General features: G+C 72.7%; 14 protein-coding genes. 6 read left to right on the forward strand and 8 right to left on the reverse strand.

The features are described 5' to 3' along the window. Nucleotides 1-319 precede the first annotated feature (319 nt). The 4 genes from Saso_RS03740 to Saso_RS03755 all read left to right on the forward strand — a co-directional run bounded on the left by Saso_RS03740 (nucleotide 320) and on the right by Saso_RS03755 (nucleotide 4642). A complete protein-coding gene (locus Saso_RS03740) occupies nucleotides 320-1909 on the forward strand; it encodes a TROVE domain-containing protein (RefSeq protein ID WP_189927903.1) in 1590 nt (529 codons plus the stop codon). 257 nt (nucleotides 1910-2166) lie between these two features. Then, nucleotides 2167-2817, forward strand: a complete 651-nt coding sequence (locus Saso_RS03745) for a GntR family transcriptional regulator (protein ID WP_189927902.1) — start codon at nucleotides 2167-2169, stop codon at nucleotides 2815-2817. 36 nt (nucleotides 2818-2853) lie between these two features. Beyond that, a complete protein-coding gene (locus Saso_RS03750; RefSeq protein ID WP_189927901.1) occupies nucleotides 2854-3870 on the forward strand; it encodes a 1-aminocyclopropane-1-carboxylate deaminase in 1017 nt (338 codons plus the stop codon). Between the two features lie 199 nt (nucleotides 3871-4069). Then, nucleotides 4070-4642 (forward strand): TetR/AcrR family transcriptional regulator, encoded by a 573-nt coding sequence (locus Saso_RS03755; RefSeq protein WP_189927900.1) that lies wholly within the window; start codon nucleotides 4070-4072, stop codon nucleotides 4640-4642. A gap of 49 nt (nucleotides 4643-4691) precedes the next feature. Here Saso_RS03755 and Saso_RS03760 read toward each other — a convergent pair whose 3' ends face one another. The 7 genes from Saso_RS03760 to Saso_RS03790 all read right to left on the reverse strand — a co-directional run bounded on the left by Saso_RS03760 (nucleotide 4692) and on the right by Saso_RS03790 (nucleotide 12032). Continuing rightward, nucleotides 4692-5891, reverse strand: coding sequence for a TerD family protein (locus Saso_RS03760; protein ID WP_189927938.1), 1200 nt, complete (start codon nucleotides 5889-5891; stop codon nucleotides 4692-4694). 104 nt (nucleotides 5892-5995) lie between these two features. Next, nucleotides 5996-6985: a zinc-dependent alcohol dehydrogenase family protein gene (locus Saso_RS03765; protein WP_189927899.1), complete on the reverse strand. Its 990-nt coding sequence runs from the start codon at nucleotides 6983-6985 to the stop codon at nucleotides 5996-5998. Beyond that, nucleotides 6982-7806: a carbohydrate ABC transporter permease gene (locus tag Saso_RS03770; protein ID WP_189927898.1), complete on the reverse strand. Its 825-nt coding sequence runs from the start codon at nucleotides 7804-7806 to the stop codon at nucleotides 6982-6984. Before Saso_RS03770 ends, Saso_RS03765 begins: the two co-directional genes overlap by 4 nt. Beyond that, nucleotides 7803-8741, reverse strand: coding sequence for a carbohydrate ABC transporter permease (locus Saso_RS03775; RefSeq protein WP_189927897.1), 939 nt, complete (start codon nucleotides 8739-8741; stop codon nucleotides 7803-7805). Before Saso_RS03775 ends, Saso_RS03770 begins: the two co-directional genes overlap by 4 nt. Then, the gene (locus Saso_RS03780) at nucleotides 8738-10108 is read right to left on the reverse strand and encodes an ABC transporter substrate-binding protein (RefSeq protein WP_189927896.1); all 1371 of its coding nucleotides are present in this window, start codon (nucleotides 10106-10108) and stop codon (nucleotides 8738-8740) included. The genes Saso_RS03775 and Saso_RS03780 overlap by 4 nt, the downstream gene beginning before the upstream one ends. Before the next feature lie 80 nt (nucleotides 10109-10188). Beyond that, complete coding sequence (locus Saso_RS03785; protein WP_189927895.1) at nucleotides 10189-10959, reverse strand: DeoR/GlpR family DNA-binding transcription regulator; 771 nt, start codon at nucleotides 10957-10959, stop codon at nucleotides 10189-10191. A 263-nt stretch (nucleotides 10960-11222) separates the two neighbouring features. Then, nucleotides 11223-12032, reverse strand: coding sequence for an NAD-dependent epimerase/dehydratase family protein (locus Saso_RS03790; RefSeq protein ID WP_189927894.1), 810 nt, complete (start codon nucleotides 12030-12032; stop codon nucleotides 11223-11225). A 235-nt stretch (nucleotides 12033-12267) separates the two neighbouring features. Between Saso_RS03790 and Saso_RS03795 the strand changes: the two genes are divergently transcribed. Both Saso_RS03795 and Saso_RS03800 read left to right on the forward strand, forming a co-directional pair. Then, nucleotides 12268-13227 (forward strand): 5-dehydro-4-deoxyglucarate dehydratase, encoded by a 960-nt coding sequence (locus Saso_RS03795; RefSeq protein WP_189927893.1) that lies wholly within the window; start codon nucleotides 12268-12270, stop codon nucleotides 13225-13227. Continuing rightward, the gene (locus Saso_RS03800; RefSeq protein ID WP_189927892.1) at nucleotides 13228-14403 is read left to right on the forward strand and encodes a hypothetical protein; all 1176 of its coding nucleotides are present in this window, start codon (nucleotides 13228-13230) and stop codon (nucleotides 14401-14403) included. On the opposite strand, the gene Saso_RS03805 is transcribed toward Saso_RS03800, so the two are convergent. Further along, nucleotides 14340-15578 (reverse strand): MFS transporter, encoded by a 1239-nt coding sequence (locus Saso_RS03805; RefSeq protein ID WP_189927891.1) that lies wholly within the window; start codon nucleotides 15576-15578, stop codon nucleotides 14340-14342. The two genes, Saso_RS03800 and Saso_RS03805, sit on opposite strands and share 64 nt — an antisense overlap. Nucleotides 15579-15622 lie beyond the last annotated feature (44 nt).

A 15622-nucleotide genomic window follows, 5' to 3' on the forward strand; every position in this document is an offset into this window, starting at 1 on the left:
GATCTCTGGACGCCACAATTTCACAGCACCTCCCGGTGCGCGGGCTGCGGCTACTTCTCTCCAAAAGAAATCCGGGCCGCCGCCGACTTGATCTCGGGAGGCGCAGCATGTGGTGGGTGTCCGGTGCGCAGGCAGCGGTTACTTCATTGGATCGGACGGTCGCGGGTTCGAGTCCCGTCACCGGCTCAGGGCCGGTGTAGCTCAGTGGGCAGAGCATCTGGCTGAGTCCGTCGCCGACCCCTGATCTCGGGCACCTTCCTTTTGCTGCGCCTTTCCCCGACAGACGAAACAATGAACACCGAATTCGGGGGAATTCACCATGGCGCGCTTCAATATCCGTGCCCGTAAACCGCGTCCCGTCTCGCCCGTGACCACCACGGGCCGGGTGCTCCGTACCCATCAGGGCGGCCGCGGTCACGAGCGGGACACCCGCTCCGAACTCTTCCTGCTGGCGATCGCGAACTTCGTCTCGCAGCAGACCTTCTACGAGTCCGGCGCCGACCGCGACGACCGCTTCACCCGGCTGGTCCGCGAACTCGCCGTCAGCGACCCCACCTGGACGGCCGGCCTGCTCGGCTGGCTGCGTGGCGAGGGCAACCTGCGCACCGCCGCGATCGTGGGCGCCGCCGAGTACGTGCACGCGCGGCTCGCGGTGGGAGCCACCGGCGGTCCTTCGAACCGGCAGGTCGTGGACTCCGTGCTGCGGCGTCCCGACGAGCCGGGCGAGCTGCTCGCGTACTGGACGGCGACCCACGGCCGGGCCCTGCCCAAGCCGGTCAAGCGCGGTGTCGCCGACGCCGTACGGCGGCTCTACAGCGGCAAGTCGCTGCTGAAGTACGACACAGCGTCCAAGGGCTACCGCTTCGGCGACGTCCTCAACCTGGTGCACGCCTCGCCGGACCCGGCGAAGCCGTGGCAGGGGGACCTGTTCCGGTACGCCCTCGACCGCCGGCACCACCCGGACACCGCCGAGGTGCCCAGGTCGCTGCCCGTCCTCGTCGCCCACCGCGACCTGATGGCGCTGCGGCCCGCGAAGCGGCGCAAGGTGGTCACCGGAGCCGGCGGCACGCGGCGGCTGGCCGAGGCCGGCATGACCTGGGAGGCCCTGGCGGGCTGGCTCCAGGGGCCGATGGACAGGGCGGCCTGGGAGGCGGTCATCCCGACGATGGGGGTGATGGCCCTGACGCGCAACCTGCGCAACTTCGACGAGGCCGGGGTCTGTGACGAGGTCGCGGCGCAGGTGGCGGCGAGGATCAGCGACCCGGCCGAGGTCGCCCGTTCGCGTCAGTTCCCGTTCCGCTACCTCGCCGCGTACCGGCACGCGCCCTCGCTGCGCTGGGCGTATCCGCTGGAGCAGGCGCTCGGCCACTCGCTGGCCGCGGTGCCCGCACTGCCCGGCCGGACGCTGGTGCTCGTCGACCGCTCGGGCTCGATGTTCTACGCCCGGCTGTCGGACCGCTCCGAGCTCAACCGGGCCGACGCGGCGGCGATCTTCGGTACGGCGCTCGCGGTGCGGGCGGCGGACGCGGACCTCGTCGAGTTCGGCACCGTCAGCAAGGCGATCGATTTCCGTAAGGGGGAGGCCATGGTGAAGATTCTGGAGCGTTTCGGTGACCTCGGAGGCACGGACACCACCGAGGCCGTACGCCGGCACTACCGCGGCCACGACCGGGTGCTGATCGTCACCGACGAGCAGTTCACCGCGAGCCGGCACGGCGACCCGACCGACCAGGTCCCGGCGGACGTGCCGGTGTACACCTGGAACCTGGCCGGCTACCGCGCCGGTCACGGCCCGTCGGGGAAGGCGAACCGGCACACCTTCGGCGGGCTCTCGGACGCGGCCTTCCGGATGGTGCCGCTGCTGGAGGCCGCGGACGACACGCGGTGGCCGTGGGCGGCCGCGGCCTGAGCCGTCGCACACCGGGCCGGTCGGTGAACGAGAACCGTGACGTCCGGACAGCCGAGGAGCAGGCGTCGGCCGGGCGCCCGGTCTCGAGGAACCGGTGGTCGGCGGTGGTGCCGGGGGGGCCGGGAGTCGGAGCAGTCCGCGACTCCCGGCCTTCCCATGCTCCAGGGGTGCAGCGCGGCGAGGAAGCCGTGCGTCTCGTCCACCGCGGGCCGTGCGGCCCTTGTGCCGCCGAGAACTGATATCTAACATTTCAGTTCATGGAAGCCGTACCCCGCACCCTGCTCCGGGACCGCGCCTACGCGGCGATCCGGGACGCCATCGTCGCCGGGGACATCGCCCCCGGCGCGGTGGTGCGCGACGCCGATCTCGCCGAGCGGCTCGGGCTGTCGCGGGCGCCGGTACGCGAGGCGTTCGCCCGGCTCGTCGACGAAGGGCTGCTGGAGAGCAAGCCGCAGAGCTACACCCGGGTGACCCCGGTCGTGGCCGCCGAGGTGCGGGACGCGGCCGCCGTGGTGGGCGCCATGCACGAGCTGGCGACCCGGACCGCGGTGCCCCGGCTGTTCGCGGCGGACGTCGAGGGGATGCGCGCGGCCAACGAGCGCTTCGCCGCCGCCGTCGCGGCCGGGGACGTGGACAGCGCCCTGCGGGCCGACGACGCGCTGCACGACGTGCTCGTCCGGGCCGCAGGGAACCGCGCGGCCGCGGCCACCATCGCGCGCTACACCCCCCTCATCAGGCGGCTGGAGCGACGGCGCTTCGGCGAGGGCGGTACCTGCCGTTCGGCCGGACTGCACGGCCGGCTGATCGACGCCTGCGCGGGCGGTGACGTGGACGAGGCGGTCCGTGTCACGGCGGAGATCTGGCGCACCCTCGCCGATCTGGCCGACCTCGCCGGCCCCGACGACTGACCTGCCTCCCCACCCACCGCTGCTCCAGGAGGTCCCATGTCCCTCTCCTCGTACGAGCGTTACCCCCTTCTCTTCGGCCCGTCGCCGGTCCACCCGCTGGAACGGCTCACCGCCCACCTCGGCGGAGCCGCCCTGTGGGCGAAGCGGGAGGACTGCAACTCCGGTATCGCGTACGGCGGCAACAAGACCCGCAAGCTGGAGTACCTGGTCGCCGACGCGCTCGCGCAGGGCTGCGACACGCTCGTGTCGATCGGCGGGGTGCAGTCCAACCACACCCGCCAGGTCGCCGCCGTCGCGGCCCGCGCGGGACTGAAGTGCGTCCTCGTGCAGGAGAGTTGGGTGGAGTGGCCCGACGCCGTGTACGACAAGGTGGGCAACATCCTCATCAGCCGGCTGGCCGGGGCCGATGTGCGACTGGTCCGGGCCGGGTTCGGCATCGGTTTCAAGGAGAGCTGGGAGCTGGCGCTGCGGGAGGTCGAGGAGTCCGGAGGGAAGCCCTACGCCATCCCGGCCGGAGCATCCGACCACCCGCTCGGCGGCCTCGGCTTCGCCGGCTGGGCGTACGAGGTCGCCGAGCAGGAGCGCGAGTCGGGCGAGTTCTTCGACACCGTGATCGTCTGTTCGGTGACCGGGTCGACCCAGGCCGGCATGGTCGCCGGGTTCGCCGCGCTGGAGGAGGCGGGCGGGCGCCCCCGGCGCGTCATCGGCATCGACGCCTCGGCCGAACCGGCGAGGACCCGCGAGCAGATCGCCCGCATCGCGCACCGCACCGGGCGGCTCATCGGGGTCAAGCGCGAGCTGACCGTCGAGGACGTCGAGCTGGACGAGCGCTACCACGCCGGTGTCTACGGCGTCCCCGACGGGACGACCCTGGAGGCGATGCGGCTCGCCGCACGGACCGAGGGCATGGTCACGGACCCCGTCTACGAGGGGAAGTCGATGGCCGGGATGGTCGACCTGGTCGCGCGCGGCGAGATCGGCCGCGACTCCACCGTGCTGTACGCCCACCTGGGCGGTCAGCCCGCCCTGAACGCCTACAGCGCCCTCTTCTGACCCCACCCCGCCGGCCGCCCCCACGTGGACACGGGGTACTCCCTGTCTGGTGTCCCCGTGTGATGTGGTGGAACATGCGGGCAGCACGGCATGACCCATGCCGGGGGTCGCGCAGAGACGAGCAGAGTGATCGGGGACTGTCTCCGTCCGGCGCCCGCCAAAATACGGAGAGAGTCCCCGGTTTGCGAGGAGTTACTGGATGACGCAGGTCAGACCCATGCGCGCGGACGCTCGCCGCAACTACGAGCGCTTGCTGAAGGTGGCGGCGGAGGCCTTCGCCGAGCATGGGGAGGGCGCCTCCCTCGACGACATCGCCAAGCGGGCGGGCGTCGGGTCCGGCACGCTGTACCGGCACTTCCCGACCCGGCAGGCCCTGCTGGAGGCGGCCTACGTCGACCGGATCGAGGCGCTGGCCGCACGGGCCGACGAGCTCGGCGCACGCTTGCCGCCGGGCGAGGCGCTCCAGGAGTGGCTCGACGAGCTGTGCGTCGGCACGATCCAGGTCCGCGGCATGAAGTCCCTGCTGGGGTCCGCCGTAACGGACGGCAGCGCGGTCGCGGTCACGGCGTGCAGCACGCACCTGAAGGGGGCGGCGGCCCGTCTGGTGGCGGCGGCGCAGCGCGCGGGCGCCCTGCGGGCGGACGTCGAAGCGATCGACGTGCTGCGCCTCGCGCACGGGGTGGCGACGGCGTCGGAGCTCGCGAAGGGGGACGGCGACGCCATCCGCCGGTACGTGTCCCTGCTGACCGAGGGCCTGCGCCCCCGGAGGTGACGGCGACGGGCGCCCCCGTGACGGCGGGCGCCCCTGGCCGCACGGCCGGCTACAGCGCCTCGGCCCCCGGCTTCACCATGTTCCGCACGGTGCGGGCCTTCACGAAACTGCCCATGGCCGTCATCTCCCACTCGCCGGAGTACTGCCGGATCAGCTTCGCCATCAGCACGCCCGTCTGCGGTTCGGCGCCGGTGAGGTCGAAGCGCACGAGCTCCTCGCCGCTCGACGCGTCCAGGAGGCGGCAGTAGGCCTTGGCGACCTCCGTGAACTTCTGGCCGGAGAAGGAGTTCACCGTGAAGACCAGTCCGGTCACCTCCTGGGGGAGGCGGCCGAGGTCGACGACGATCACCTCGTCGTCACCGCCGCCCTCGCCGGTGAGGTTGTCGCCCGAGTGCTTGATCGCGCCGTTGAGGATGGACAGCTTGCCGAAGTAGCAGCTGTCGAGGTGGTTGCGCTGGGGGCCGTAGGCGATGACCGAGGCGTCCAGGTCGATGTCCTTGCCGCGGAACGCGGGCTCCCAGCCCAGGCCCATCTTGACCTGCGCGAGCAGTGGACGGCCGCCCTTGACGAGGGAGACGGTCTGGTTCTTCTGGAGGCTGACCCGGCCCTTGTCCAGGTTGATCTTGCCCGTGCCCGTGGCCGCGGGCGGGGCGGGCGGTGCGGCCGGCATCGGCGGGGCCGCCGGCGCCGTCGGGCTCTGCGCGAACGGGGCGGGCGGCGGCGGAGCGGCCTGCTGCGGGGCGGCGGCGGGCGCCGGCTCCTCCACCGTGACACCGAAGTCGGTGGCGATGCCGGCCAGCCCGTCGGCGTAGCCCTGGCCGACCGCGCGGGCCTTCCACGCGCCGTTGCGCAGGTAGATCTCCACGACGACCAGCGCCGTCTCCGTACCGAGCCGCGGGGGCGTGAAGGTGGCCAGCACGCTGTTGTCGTCCGCGCCGCGGATCGTCGCCGTGGGTTCGACGCCCTGGAACGTCTGCCCCGCCCCGTCCGGGCTGGCGGTGACGACGATCTTCTCGATGCCCGGCGGGAGCGCCGACGTGTCGACGGTGATCGCGTCCGGTGCCGTGCCGCCGCCGGAACGGTAGGTCACGCCGGGGCCGCTGGGCTGGTTGTAGAAGATGAAGTCGTCGTCCGAGCGCACCTTGCCGTCGGCGGTGAGCAGCAGGCCCGACACGTCGAGCCGCACCGGGGCGGCGACGTCCACCGTCACGCGCGCGGTGGGGAGAGGGATGTTCGAGCCGGGGGTCATAGCGGTCATGCCGGGTGAACGAGCGAGACCACTTTGCCGTTCCCTTACCCGGACCCGAACGGGTCCGGGCCGGGATCCCACGGGCTCGTCGTGACGTTCCGGCCCTACGGAACCACGACGATCTTGCGGCCGACGCCCGCCGCGAACTGCTCCAGCGCCCGCGGGTACTCCTCCAGGGGCACCCGGTCGCTGATGAAGACCTCCGGGTCCAGCACCCCGTTCGCGAAGAGCTCGGCGGCCCGCTCGAAGCTGTGCAGGACGGCCATCGAACCGGTGATGGTGATCTCCTGGTTGTAGATGCGGTACGGGTCGACGGTGACCCGGGCCGCGTAGTCGGCGACGCCGAACTGGAGGAACGTGCCCGCCTTCGCCACCCGGCCCAGACCGTCCTGGATGGCCGCCGCGTTGCCGGTCGCGTCCACCACCACGTCCCAGCCGCCCGGCCGCTCCAGCTCGTCCGCGTCGGCCGCCGCCCCGGAGACACCGAGCCGGCGGGCCGTCTCCAGCCGGGCCGGGTTGAGGTCGACCACGTCCACGCTCGCCGCTCCCGTGCGCTTGGCGAGCTCCAGCATCATCAGCCCCATCGTCCCGGAGCCGTAGACCAGCACATGGGCGCCCAGCCGCGAGCGCAGCACGTCGTAGCCGCGCACCGCGCAGGACAGCGGCTCGATCAGGGCCGCGTCCTGGGTGCGGACGTGCTCGGGCAGCCGCACACAGTTCGCCACCGGCGCCACCGCGTACCGCGCCGCGCCGCCCGCCGTGGTCACGCCGATCGCGGCCCACCGCTCGCAGAGGTTGTTGTGGCCGGTGCGGCAGTAGCGGCACTCGTGGCAGTACAGGGACGGGTCCACCGCCACCCGGTCGCCCACCGACACCTCGGTGACCTGGGTGCCGACCCCCACGACCGCGCCCGCGAACTCGTGCCCGGGCACGATGGGCAGCTTCGGCGCGAACTCGCCCTGGAGGATGTGCAGATCGGTCCCGCACAGTCCGCAGGCGGCGACCTCCACGACCACCTCGCGCGGACCCGGCGTCGGGTCGGGGACCTCGGTGACGACGGCACGGCCCACGGACTCGATGACGGCGGCCTTCATTTGACGGCTCCCAAGGACAGGCCCTGGACCAGTTTGTCCTGGGCGGCGAACCCCGCGGCGAGCACCGGCAGGGAGACGACGAGCGACGCGGCGCACACCTTCGCCAGGAACAGGCCCTGGCTGGTGATGAAGCCGGTCAGGAAGACCGGGGCGGTCTCGGCGACCACGCCCGTGAGCACCCGCGCGAAGAGCAGTTCGTTCCAGCTGAAGATGAAGCAGATCAGCGCCGTCGCGGCGATGCCGGGCAGGGCGACCGGGGCGACCACGCGCGCGAGGATCGTCGGCAGCCGTGCCCCGTCCACGCGCGCCGCCTCGATGATCGCCACCGGCACCTCGGCGAGGAACGACTGCATCATCCACACCGCGATCGGCAGGTTCATGGAGGTGTAGAGGATGACGAGCAGCCAGATGTTGTCGAGCATCCCGGCGTTCTTGGCGAACAGGTAGATCGGCAGCAGGCCGGCCACGACGGGCAGCATCTTGGTGGACAGGAAGAAGAACAGGACGTCCGTCCACTTGCGCACTGGCCGGATCGACAGCGCGTAGGCCGCCGGGAGGGCGAGGAGCAGGACGAACAGGGTCGACGCCACCGACGCGACGGCCGAGTTGACCAGCGCGGGCCAGGGGCTCGCGCCGCCGCCGGTGCCGAAGAACTCGCGGTAGCCGTCCAGGGTGAGCGGCGCGGTGAAGGAGGGCGGGTTGGTCGCCGCGTCCTGTTCCGAGTGGAAGGACGTCAGGGCCATCCAGGCGACCGGCAGGAAGAACACGATGCCGCTCACCCACGCCAGCAGCCCCAGGCCGCCTCTGCGTACGGCGTTCATGGGCGGGACACCTCCTCGCGGAACAGGGACGACACGACCCGCAGGGCGAAGGTCGCGATGACGATCGAGCCGATGACCACCAGGACGCCGGCGGCCGACGCGAGGCCGTTCTCGTGGGCCTGGTAGAAGCTCTGGTAGACGGTGTAGGGGAGGTTCGCGGTGCCGAGCCCGCCCGAGGTGATGGTGAAGACCGCGTCGAAGTTCTGGACGATGTAGACCGAGCCGAGCAGGGCGCCCAGCTCCAGGTAGCGGCGCAGGTGCGGGAGCGTCAGATGGCGGAAGATCTGCCAGTCGCTCGCGCCGTCCACCCGGGCCGCCTCGATCTGCTGCTGGTCCCGGCTCTGGAGGCCGGCCAGCAGGATCAGCATCATGAACGGCGTCCACTGCCAGACCAGGGAGGCCTCCACGGCGAGCAGCGGGGTGTCCGAGATCCAGTCCGGCTGGGGCCCGCCCACGTAGTGCAACAGCCCGTTGAGCAGGCCGTATTCAGGGTTGTAGAGCACGTGTTTCCAGAGCAGGGCGGCGGCCACCGGGACGACCAGGAAGGGCGCGATCAGCAGGGTGCGGACCACGCCCCTGCCCCGGAACCGCCGGTCCAGGAGCAGGGCAAGGGCCAGCCCGAGCACCAGGCTGACCAGCACCACGGTCGCCGTCAGCAGGACGGTCGTCCACACGGAGTGGCGCAGGTCCGCGTCGGTCAGGACCTGGTGGTAGTTGTCGAACCCGGTGAAGCGGCGGGCCTTGGGGTAGAGGGCGTTCCAGTCGAAGAAGGAGATCACCACCGTCGCCACGAACGGCAGCTGGGTGACCACGATCATGAAGACCAGGGCGGGGAGCAGGGGCGCCCGGGTCGCCCAGGCGCGCAGGCGGGGGGACGGCGTGCGCGGGGCCTGTGCGGAGGGTGCGGCCACGGGGGCCGTGGTCGTCGCGGTCATCGTCCCTCGTACTCCTCGGAGATCCGTTCGGCGAGCGCCTGCGACTTCTTCAGGGCCGACCCGACGGACTGGCGTCCGGCGATGGCCGCGCTGATCTCCTGGGAGACCTTGGTGCCGAGGTCGGTGAACTCGGGGATGCCGACGAACTGGATGCCGGGCGCGGGGCGCGGCTGCGTTCCCGGATCGTTGGGCTTCGCCGCCTCGATGGCCCGCTTCGTCATGTCCTGGAAGGCGGAGGCCTCCTCGCGGTAGGCCGCGTTCTCGTAGGTGGACGCCCGTTTGCCGGCCGGGACGTTCGACCAGCCGGCCTTCTCGCCGACCAGCTGCTCGTACTCCTTGCCCGAGGCCCAGGAGACGAACTTCCAGGCCTTGTCGGCGTTGCGGGAGGCCTTCTGGATGCCCCAGGCCCAGGTGTAGAGCCAGCCGGAGGAAGCGGTCTTCTCGACGGGGGCCGGGGTGTAGCCGACCTTGCCCTTGACCGGTGACTTGTCCGCCTCCAGCGAGCCGGCCGCGGAGGTGGCGTCGTACCACATGGCGACCTTGCCCTGGGTCATGTTGTTGAGGCACTCGGCGAACCCGGACTGCGCGGCGCCGGACTCGCCGTGTTCGCGGACCAGGCCGACGTAGAACCTGGTCGCCTCCTCGAAGGCGGGCGAGTCGAGCCGCGCCTTCCAGTCCTTGTCGAACCAGGTGCCGCCGAAGGTGTTCACCACGGTCGTCAGCGGCGCCATCACCTCGCCCCAGCCGGGCAGTCCGCGCAGGCAGATGCCCTTCATGCCGGGCTCGGCGCCGTCGGTCCTGGCCGCGAGGTCGGCCACCTGCCGCCAGGTGGGACGGGCGGGCATCGTCAGGCCCTTCGCGGCGAACACGTCCTTGCGGTACATCAGGAAGGACGACTCGCCGTAGAAGGGCTGGCCGTAGAGCTTTCCGTCGTCCCCGGTGAGCGACTCGCGCATCGGCGTCAGGACGTCGCGCTCGTCGTAGGCGGGGTCCGCCGCCACGTACGAGTCCATGGCGTGCAGCCAGCCGTTGCGGGCGTAGATGGGTATCTCGTAGTTCGACAGGGTCGCCACGTCGTACTGGCCCGCCTGGTTGGCGAAGTCCTGGCTGATCTTGTCGCGGACGTCGTTCTCCGGCAGCAGGGTGAAACTGACCTTGATGCCGGTCTCCGCGGTGAAGTGGTCGGCGGTGAGCTTCTGCAACTCGGCCATCTGGGGGTTGTTGACCATGAGGACGTTGAGGGAGTCGCCGCCGGAACCCGCCCCGCCGGCTCCGGCCCAGCAGCCGGAGAGCAGCGGGGCGAGCAGCGTCCCTGCGGCGACCGCGGCGAGTGTGGCTCGCGGCCTCCGTCGGCTCGGGGTGCGCATGGATCGCTCCTGGACATAGTGGGATCTATCGGGTGTCCCGAGGCGTGGCGGTGCCCTCGGGGGGAGGGTGGTCCGGGGCTTCAGACCCTGATGACCTGGGGCCCCAGCAGTGAGTAGCGGTGGGCCTCGGCCGTCGGCAGGAGCGTGCTCGTCACGATCGCCTCCAGCGCGCCCACCTCGGCGAACCGGCAGAAGCTGACCGCCCCGAACTTGGAGTGCACGCCGGTGAAGACCACCCTGCGGGCGGCCCGCACGGCCTGGGTCTTGACCTCGCCGACGGCCGGGTCGGGCGTGGTCAGGCCGTGTTCGCGGGAGATGCCGTTGGCGCCGAGGTAGGCGAGGTCGACGACGAAGCCGGCCAGCATCTTCGTCGTCCAGTGGTCGACGGTGGCCAGCGTGCCCGGGCGGACCCGGCCGCCGAGCAGCAGCACGGACATGTTGTCGGTCCCGGCGAGCGCGCCCGCGACCGGCAGGGAGGCGGTGACCACGGTCAGCGGCCGGTCCCGGGGCAGCGCCTCGGCGATGAGCTGCGGGGTGAAGCCCTCGTCGACGAAGACGGTCTCGGCGTCCGCGAGCAGGGCGGCGGCCGCGGCGGCGATCCGGCGCTTCTCGGGCACGTGGCTGGTGGCGCGGAAGGCCAGGGTCGTCTCGAAGCCGGCGCTCTCCACGGGGTAGGCGCCGCCGTGCGTACGGCGCACCAGGCCGTGGTCCTCCAGGGCGCGCAGATCCCTGCGCACGGTCTCGCGGGCCACGCCGAGTTCGGCGGCGAGCGCGGCGACGTCGACCGAGCCGGTGGCCCGCGCGGTGCGCACGATCTCGCGCTGGCGCTCCTCCGCCGTCCTCGGGGTCATGCCGTCACCTCGCTCTCCCGCCGTGCTGCCCGTTCGGGCCCGGATCGGCCCATGGGGAGAGTTCTACAGCGGGTGCGCGGCACTGACCAGGCCTGTTGCGGGCCCGATGGTGCCCGGGTGCGCCCGTTCGCGGCGGGGGCTGCCCGGCGCGGACCTGCGGGGCAGCCGGGTGCCGGGTGGGATCGGGCAGGGCGGCTGCCCGTATGTGCCGGCGGGCGGGCCCGTTCGGTGCCCGCCCGCCGTCCGCACGGTCCGCCCCGCGGTCAGTACGGCCAGATCGGCGGGTCGCTGACGAAGTGGCCGCCCAGGCAGGCGTGGGCGATGTTCTCCGGGTCCAAGTCCCCCTGCTCGGCGATCAGCTTCTCGGCGTACGGCTCGGAGTCGTCCTGCGGGTCGTAGCCGAGTGCCCGCGCGGTGCTCAGGTCCCACCACAGCCGGGTGTTGGCGGACGAGCCGTAGACGACGGTGTGGCCGACGTCCTCGGCGGTCAGGGCCGCGTGGAAGAGGCGGGCGCCGTCGGCCGGGCTCATCCACACCGACAGCATGCGCACGCTTGTCGGTTCCGCGAAGCAGGAGCCGATGCGGACCGACACGCTCTCCAGGCCGTGCTTGTCCCAGTACAGCTGGGCGAGGTCCTCGCCGAAGGACTTGGACAGGCCGTAGAAGGTGTCCGGGCGGTGCGGGGTGTCGACCGGGATCAGGGGGTCGCCCTCGCCGGGGCGCGGGGTGAAGCCGACCGCGTGGTTGGAGGAGGCGAAGACGACGCGCCGCACCCCCTCCTCGCGGGCCGCCTCGTAGAGGTTGTACGTCCCCGCGATGTTGGCGGCGAGGATCTTCTCGAAGGGAGCCTCCAGCGAGATGCCCGCGAGGTGGACGATCGCGTCCACGCCCCGTACCGCCTCGCGGACCGCGTCCCGGTCGGCGAGGTCGGCGACGATCGCGTCCGGCGCGCCCTCGACCGGGCGCAGGTCGAGCAGCCGCAGCTCGTGACCGTAGGCGGGCAGCAGGTCCCGCATCAGGGTGCCGAGGCCGCCGGCTGCGCCGGTGAGCAGGACGGTACGCGGAGCGGGCATTCTCGGGACTCCTCGGATCGCGGAAGGCGGGAGCGCTGACCAAAAGGACGCATGTATGGCCGCGGTTCACATTCATGGACACGCTAGGGAGCGGCGGCCGTACCCGTCAAGTGTCCCGTGCACAGGGCAAAACTGCTGGTGTCTCGGGAGATTGCCCGCTTGACCCGGCTCGCCGGGGCGCCCTAGCGTGAGCTTGTTCAGGAATATGGACGCTGCTCAAGAATATGGACCCGTTATGGACCCGGGAGAGCCCGTGACGTCAGCCCCGCTCGCCGATCGCCTCCGCGTCCCCAGCGGACCGCTGTTCTTCCCCGTCACCGCCTACGGCCCCGACGGCTCCCTCGATCTCGACACCTACCGCGCGCACGTCCGCGCCGGCGTCGAGGCGGGCGCCGCGGCCGTCTTCGCGGCCTGCGGGACCGGGGAGTTCCACGCCCTCGACCCGGAGGAGTTCGAGGCCTGCGTGCGGGCCGCCGTGACCGAGACGGCCGGGCGGGTGCCGGTCGTCGCGGGCGCGGGCTACGGGACCGCGCTCGCCGTGCGCTACGCGCGGCTGGCCGCGTCGGCCGGGGCGGACGGCCTGCTCGCGCTGCCGCCCTACCTCGTCGTCGCCCCCCAGGAGGGCCTCCTGAGGCACTACCGGGAGGTGGCGGCCGCGACCGCCCTGCCGGTGATCGTCTACCAGCGCGACAACGCCGTCCTCACCCCGGCCACCGTCGTGGAACTCGCGCGCACCGAGGGGATCATCGGCCTCAAGGACGGCCTCGGCGACCTGGACCTGATGCAGCGCACCGTCAGCGCCGTGCGCACCGAGGTCCCCGGCGACTTCCTCTACTTCAACGGCCTGCCGACCGCCGAACAGACCCAGCTCGCCTACCGGGCCCTCGGCGTCACCCTCTACTCCTCGGCCGTGTTCTGCTTCGCCCCCGAGATCGCCCTCGCCTTCCACCGGGCCCTCACCACCGGCGACGACACCACCGCCCACCGCCTCCTCGACGGCTTCTACCGGCCCTTCGTCGAACTGCGGGCCCAGGGCCGCGGTTACGCCGTCTCCCTGGTCAAGGCCGGGGTCCGGATGCGCGGCCTCGACGTGGGCGAAGTGCGCCCGCCGCTGCACGAACCGAGCGAGGATCACGTCAAACAGCTCGCCCAGGTGATCGAGCGCGGCCACGCGCTGCTGGAGGAGGACCGTTAAGTGAAGGCGTCGACATTCGTCTACCCCTGGGACGTCACCGGCGACCCGGGGGCGCCGGCCCGGATCGCCGCGCTCGGCGTGGAGCAGGTGACGCTCGCCGCCGCCTACCACTCCACGCGCGCCCTCACCCCCCGCCACCCGCGTCACCGCGTGGTCACCGCCGAGCACGCGGCCGTGCTGTACCCGGCGGATCCGGCCGGCGACCGCTGGAAGGGCCGCGCGCTGCGCCCCTACGCGGCCGGTGACTGGGCCCCCGGCGACGCCTACGGAGAGGCCGCCGAGGCACTCGCGGCGGCCGGGCTCGGCGTGCACAGCTGGGTGGTCCTCGCGCACAACTCCCGGCTGGGCGCCGAGCACCCGGACACCTCGGTGGTCAACGCCTACGGCGACCGCTACCCGTGGGCCCCCTGCATCGCCCAGCCCGCCACGCGCGCGTACCTCGTCGACCTCGCCGCCGAGGCCGCGGTACGGCCCGGCGCGGCCGGCACCGAACTGGAGTCCCTCGGCTGGTACGGGTTCCAGCACCTGCACGCCCACGACAAGACCGGCGGCGTCGGCCTCGGGGACGCCGGCCAGTACCTGATGGCGCTCTGCTTCTGCCCCACGTGCCGGGTCGGCTACGACGGACAGGGCCTGGACGCCGATGAACTGGCCGCCGCCGTACGGGCGGCGCTGGAACCGCTGTGGCGGGGCGCGCCGGACGGCGGGGGAGGCTGGACGGAGATCGAGAAACTCCTCGGGCAGGAGACGGCGGCGGCCACGCGCGCGTGGCGCGACGACAGGGCGCGCACGCTCCAGGAGACGGCGGTACGGGCGGTACGGGCCGCCGCGCCCGACGGCTTCCAGGTGCTGCTGCACGCCGATCCGGTGACGTACCACGTCGGCGCCAACCCGGGGGTCGACCCCGAGCACGTCCTGTCCGTCGCGGACGGAGTGGTCGTGCCCTGCGCGGGCGGTCCCGCTCTGCTCGCCCCGTTCGCCGCCCGGCGCCGCGAGGGCACGGTCGTCGCCGCCAACCTCGGCATCGTCTCCGGCATGGGCGGCAGCCCCGACACGCTCGCCGCCGACCTCGGGCGGGCACGCGACCTCGGGGCGACCGAACTGCGGCTGTATCACGCGGGACTGGCGTCGGACGGCGACCTCTCGGCGGTCCGCGCGGCGCTCGCCGGCCGCTGAGGGCGGCGCAGCAGCGGCAGCACCGCCAGCCGGGCCAGCGCCAGCAGCACCAGCAGCGCCCGGTACGGCACGAACCCGACCAGGCCCGCGCCCGCCGCGAGACCGACGGCGGTCGGCGCGTACATCAGGGTGCCGGCCGTCGCGGTGACCCGGCCGAGCAGCGCGTCCGGGGTCTCCCGCTGCACCGCCGTCAGCGCGGCGATCAGCACACAGGGCAGCCCCACCCCGATCGCCGCCGCGCTCACCAGGGTCACGGGATCCGAGGCGACGGACTGCGCGGCCACGGCGACGGCCGTCAGGACGATCCCGTACGCGGCGAACCGGCGTTCCCCGAGCCGCCGCAGCGCGGGCCCCGCCAGCAGTCCGACCACGATCGAACCGGCGCCCTGGGCGGCGTAGAACGTGCCCGTGTACGCGGGGGAGTGGCCGAGGCCCTCGACCACGGCGTGGACGAGCGGACCGCCGAGACCCGAGAGCAGCAGGGCCGCGCCGCCCGCCAGCACCAGCGGGCGCAGTGCGGGGTGGCCCCACAGGAAGCGGGCGCCCTCGGCGGTCTGCGCGCGCCAGGGCAGGCCGGCCTGCCGCGGCGGCTCCTCGCGCACCCGCACGCACGCGTACAGCCCCGCAGCGCAGCCGAAGGTGGCCGCGTCCAGGAGTGCCACGGCCGGGCCGCCCCAGGCCGCGTAGACGCCCGCGCCGGCCAGCGGGGCGAGCAGCTTCATGCCCTCGTCGGACGTCATGCGCAGCCCGTTGAAATCGCCCAGCAGTTCCGGCGCGACGGCGGCGGCGACGAGCGCGGACTCCGCCGCGTCGGCGACCACCGCGGCGGCGCCGTACAGCAGCAGCACCGTCCACAGCAGCCACAGCCGGCCGGGGGAGCCGACGGCCAGGACGGTGGGCAGCAGGGCCGCGGGACCCAGGTTGAGCGCGACGAGCAGCGGTTTGCGGCGCCCCCTGTCGGCGAGGGTGCCCAGCGGCGGGCCGAGCAGCGTGGGCAGCCACAGGGCGAGCACGGACAGCGCCGCGAGCCCGTTCGAGCCGGTGAGGTCCTTGACCCACACACCGGAGGCCAGCCAGAGCGCCGAGGTGCCGAAACCGGAGACCGAGGACGCGGCCAGATACAGCGCCGCGTCGCGGTCCCGCAGGACCCGCGCCACGGACCAGTTCTTCGTCATGCCAGGTCATCGTGGAGCTAAGGCCCCTGGCCCGGCATCGGGAA

This window comes from Streptomyces asoensis, assembly GCF_016860545.1.
In the GTDB taxonomy this organism is placed as follows: Bacteria; Actinomycetota; Actinomycetes; order Streptomycetales; family Streptomycetaceae; genus Streptomyces; species Streptomyces asoensis.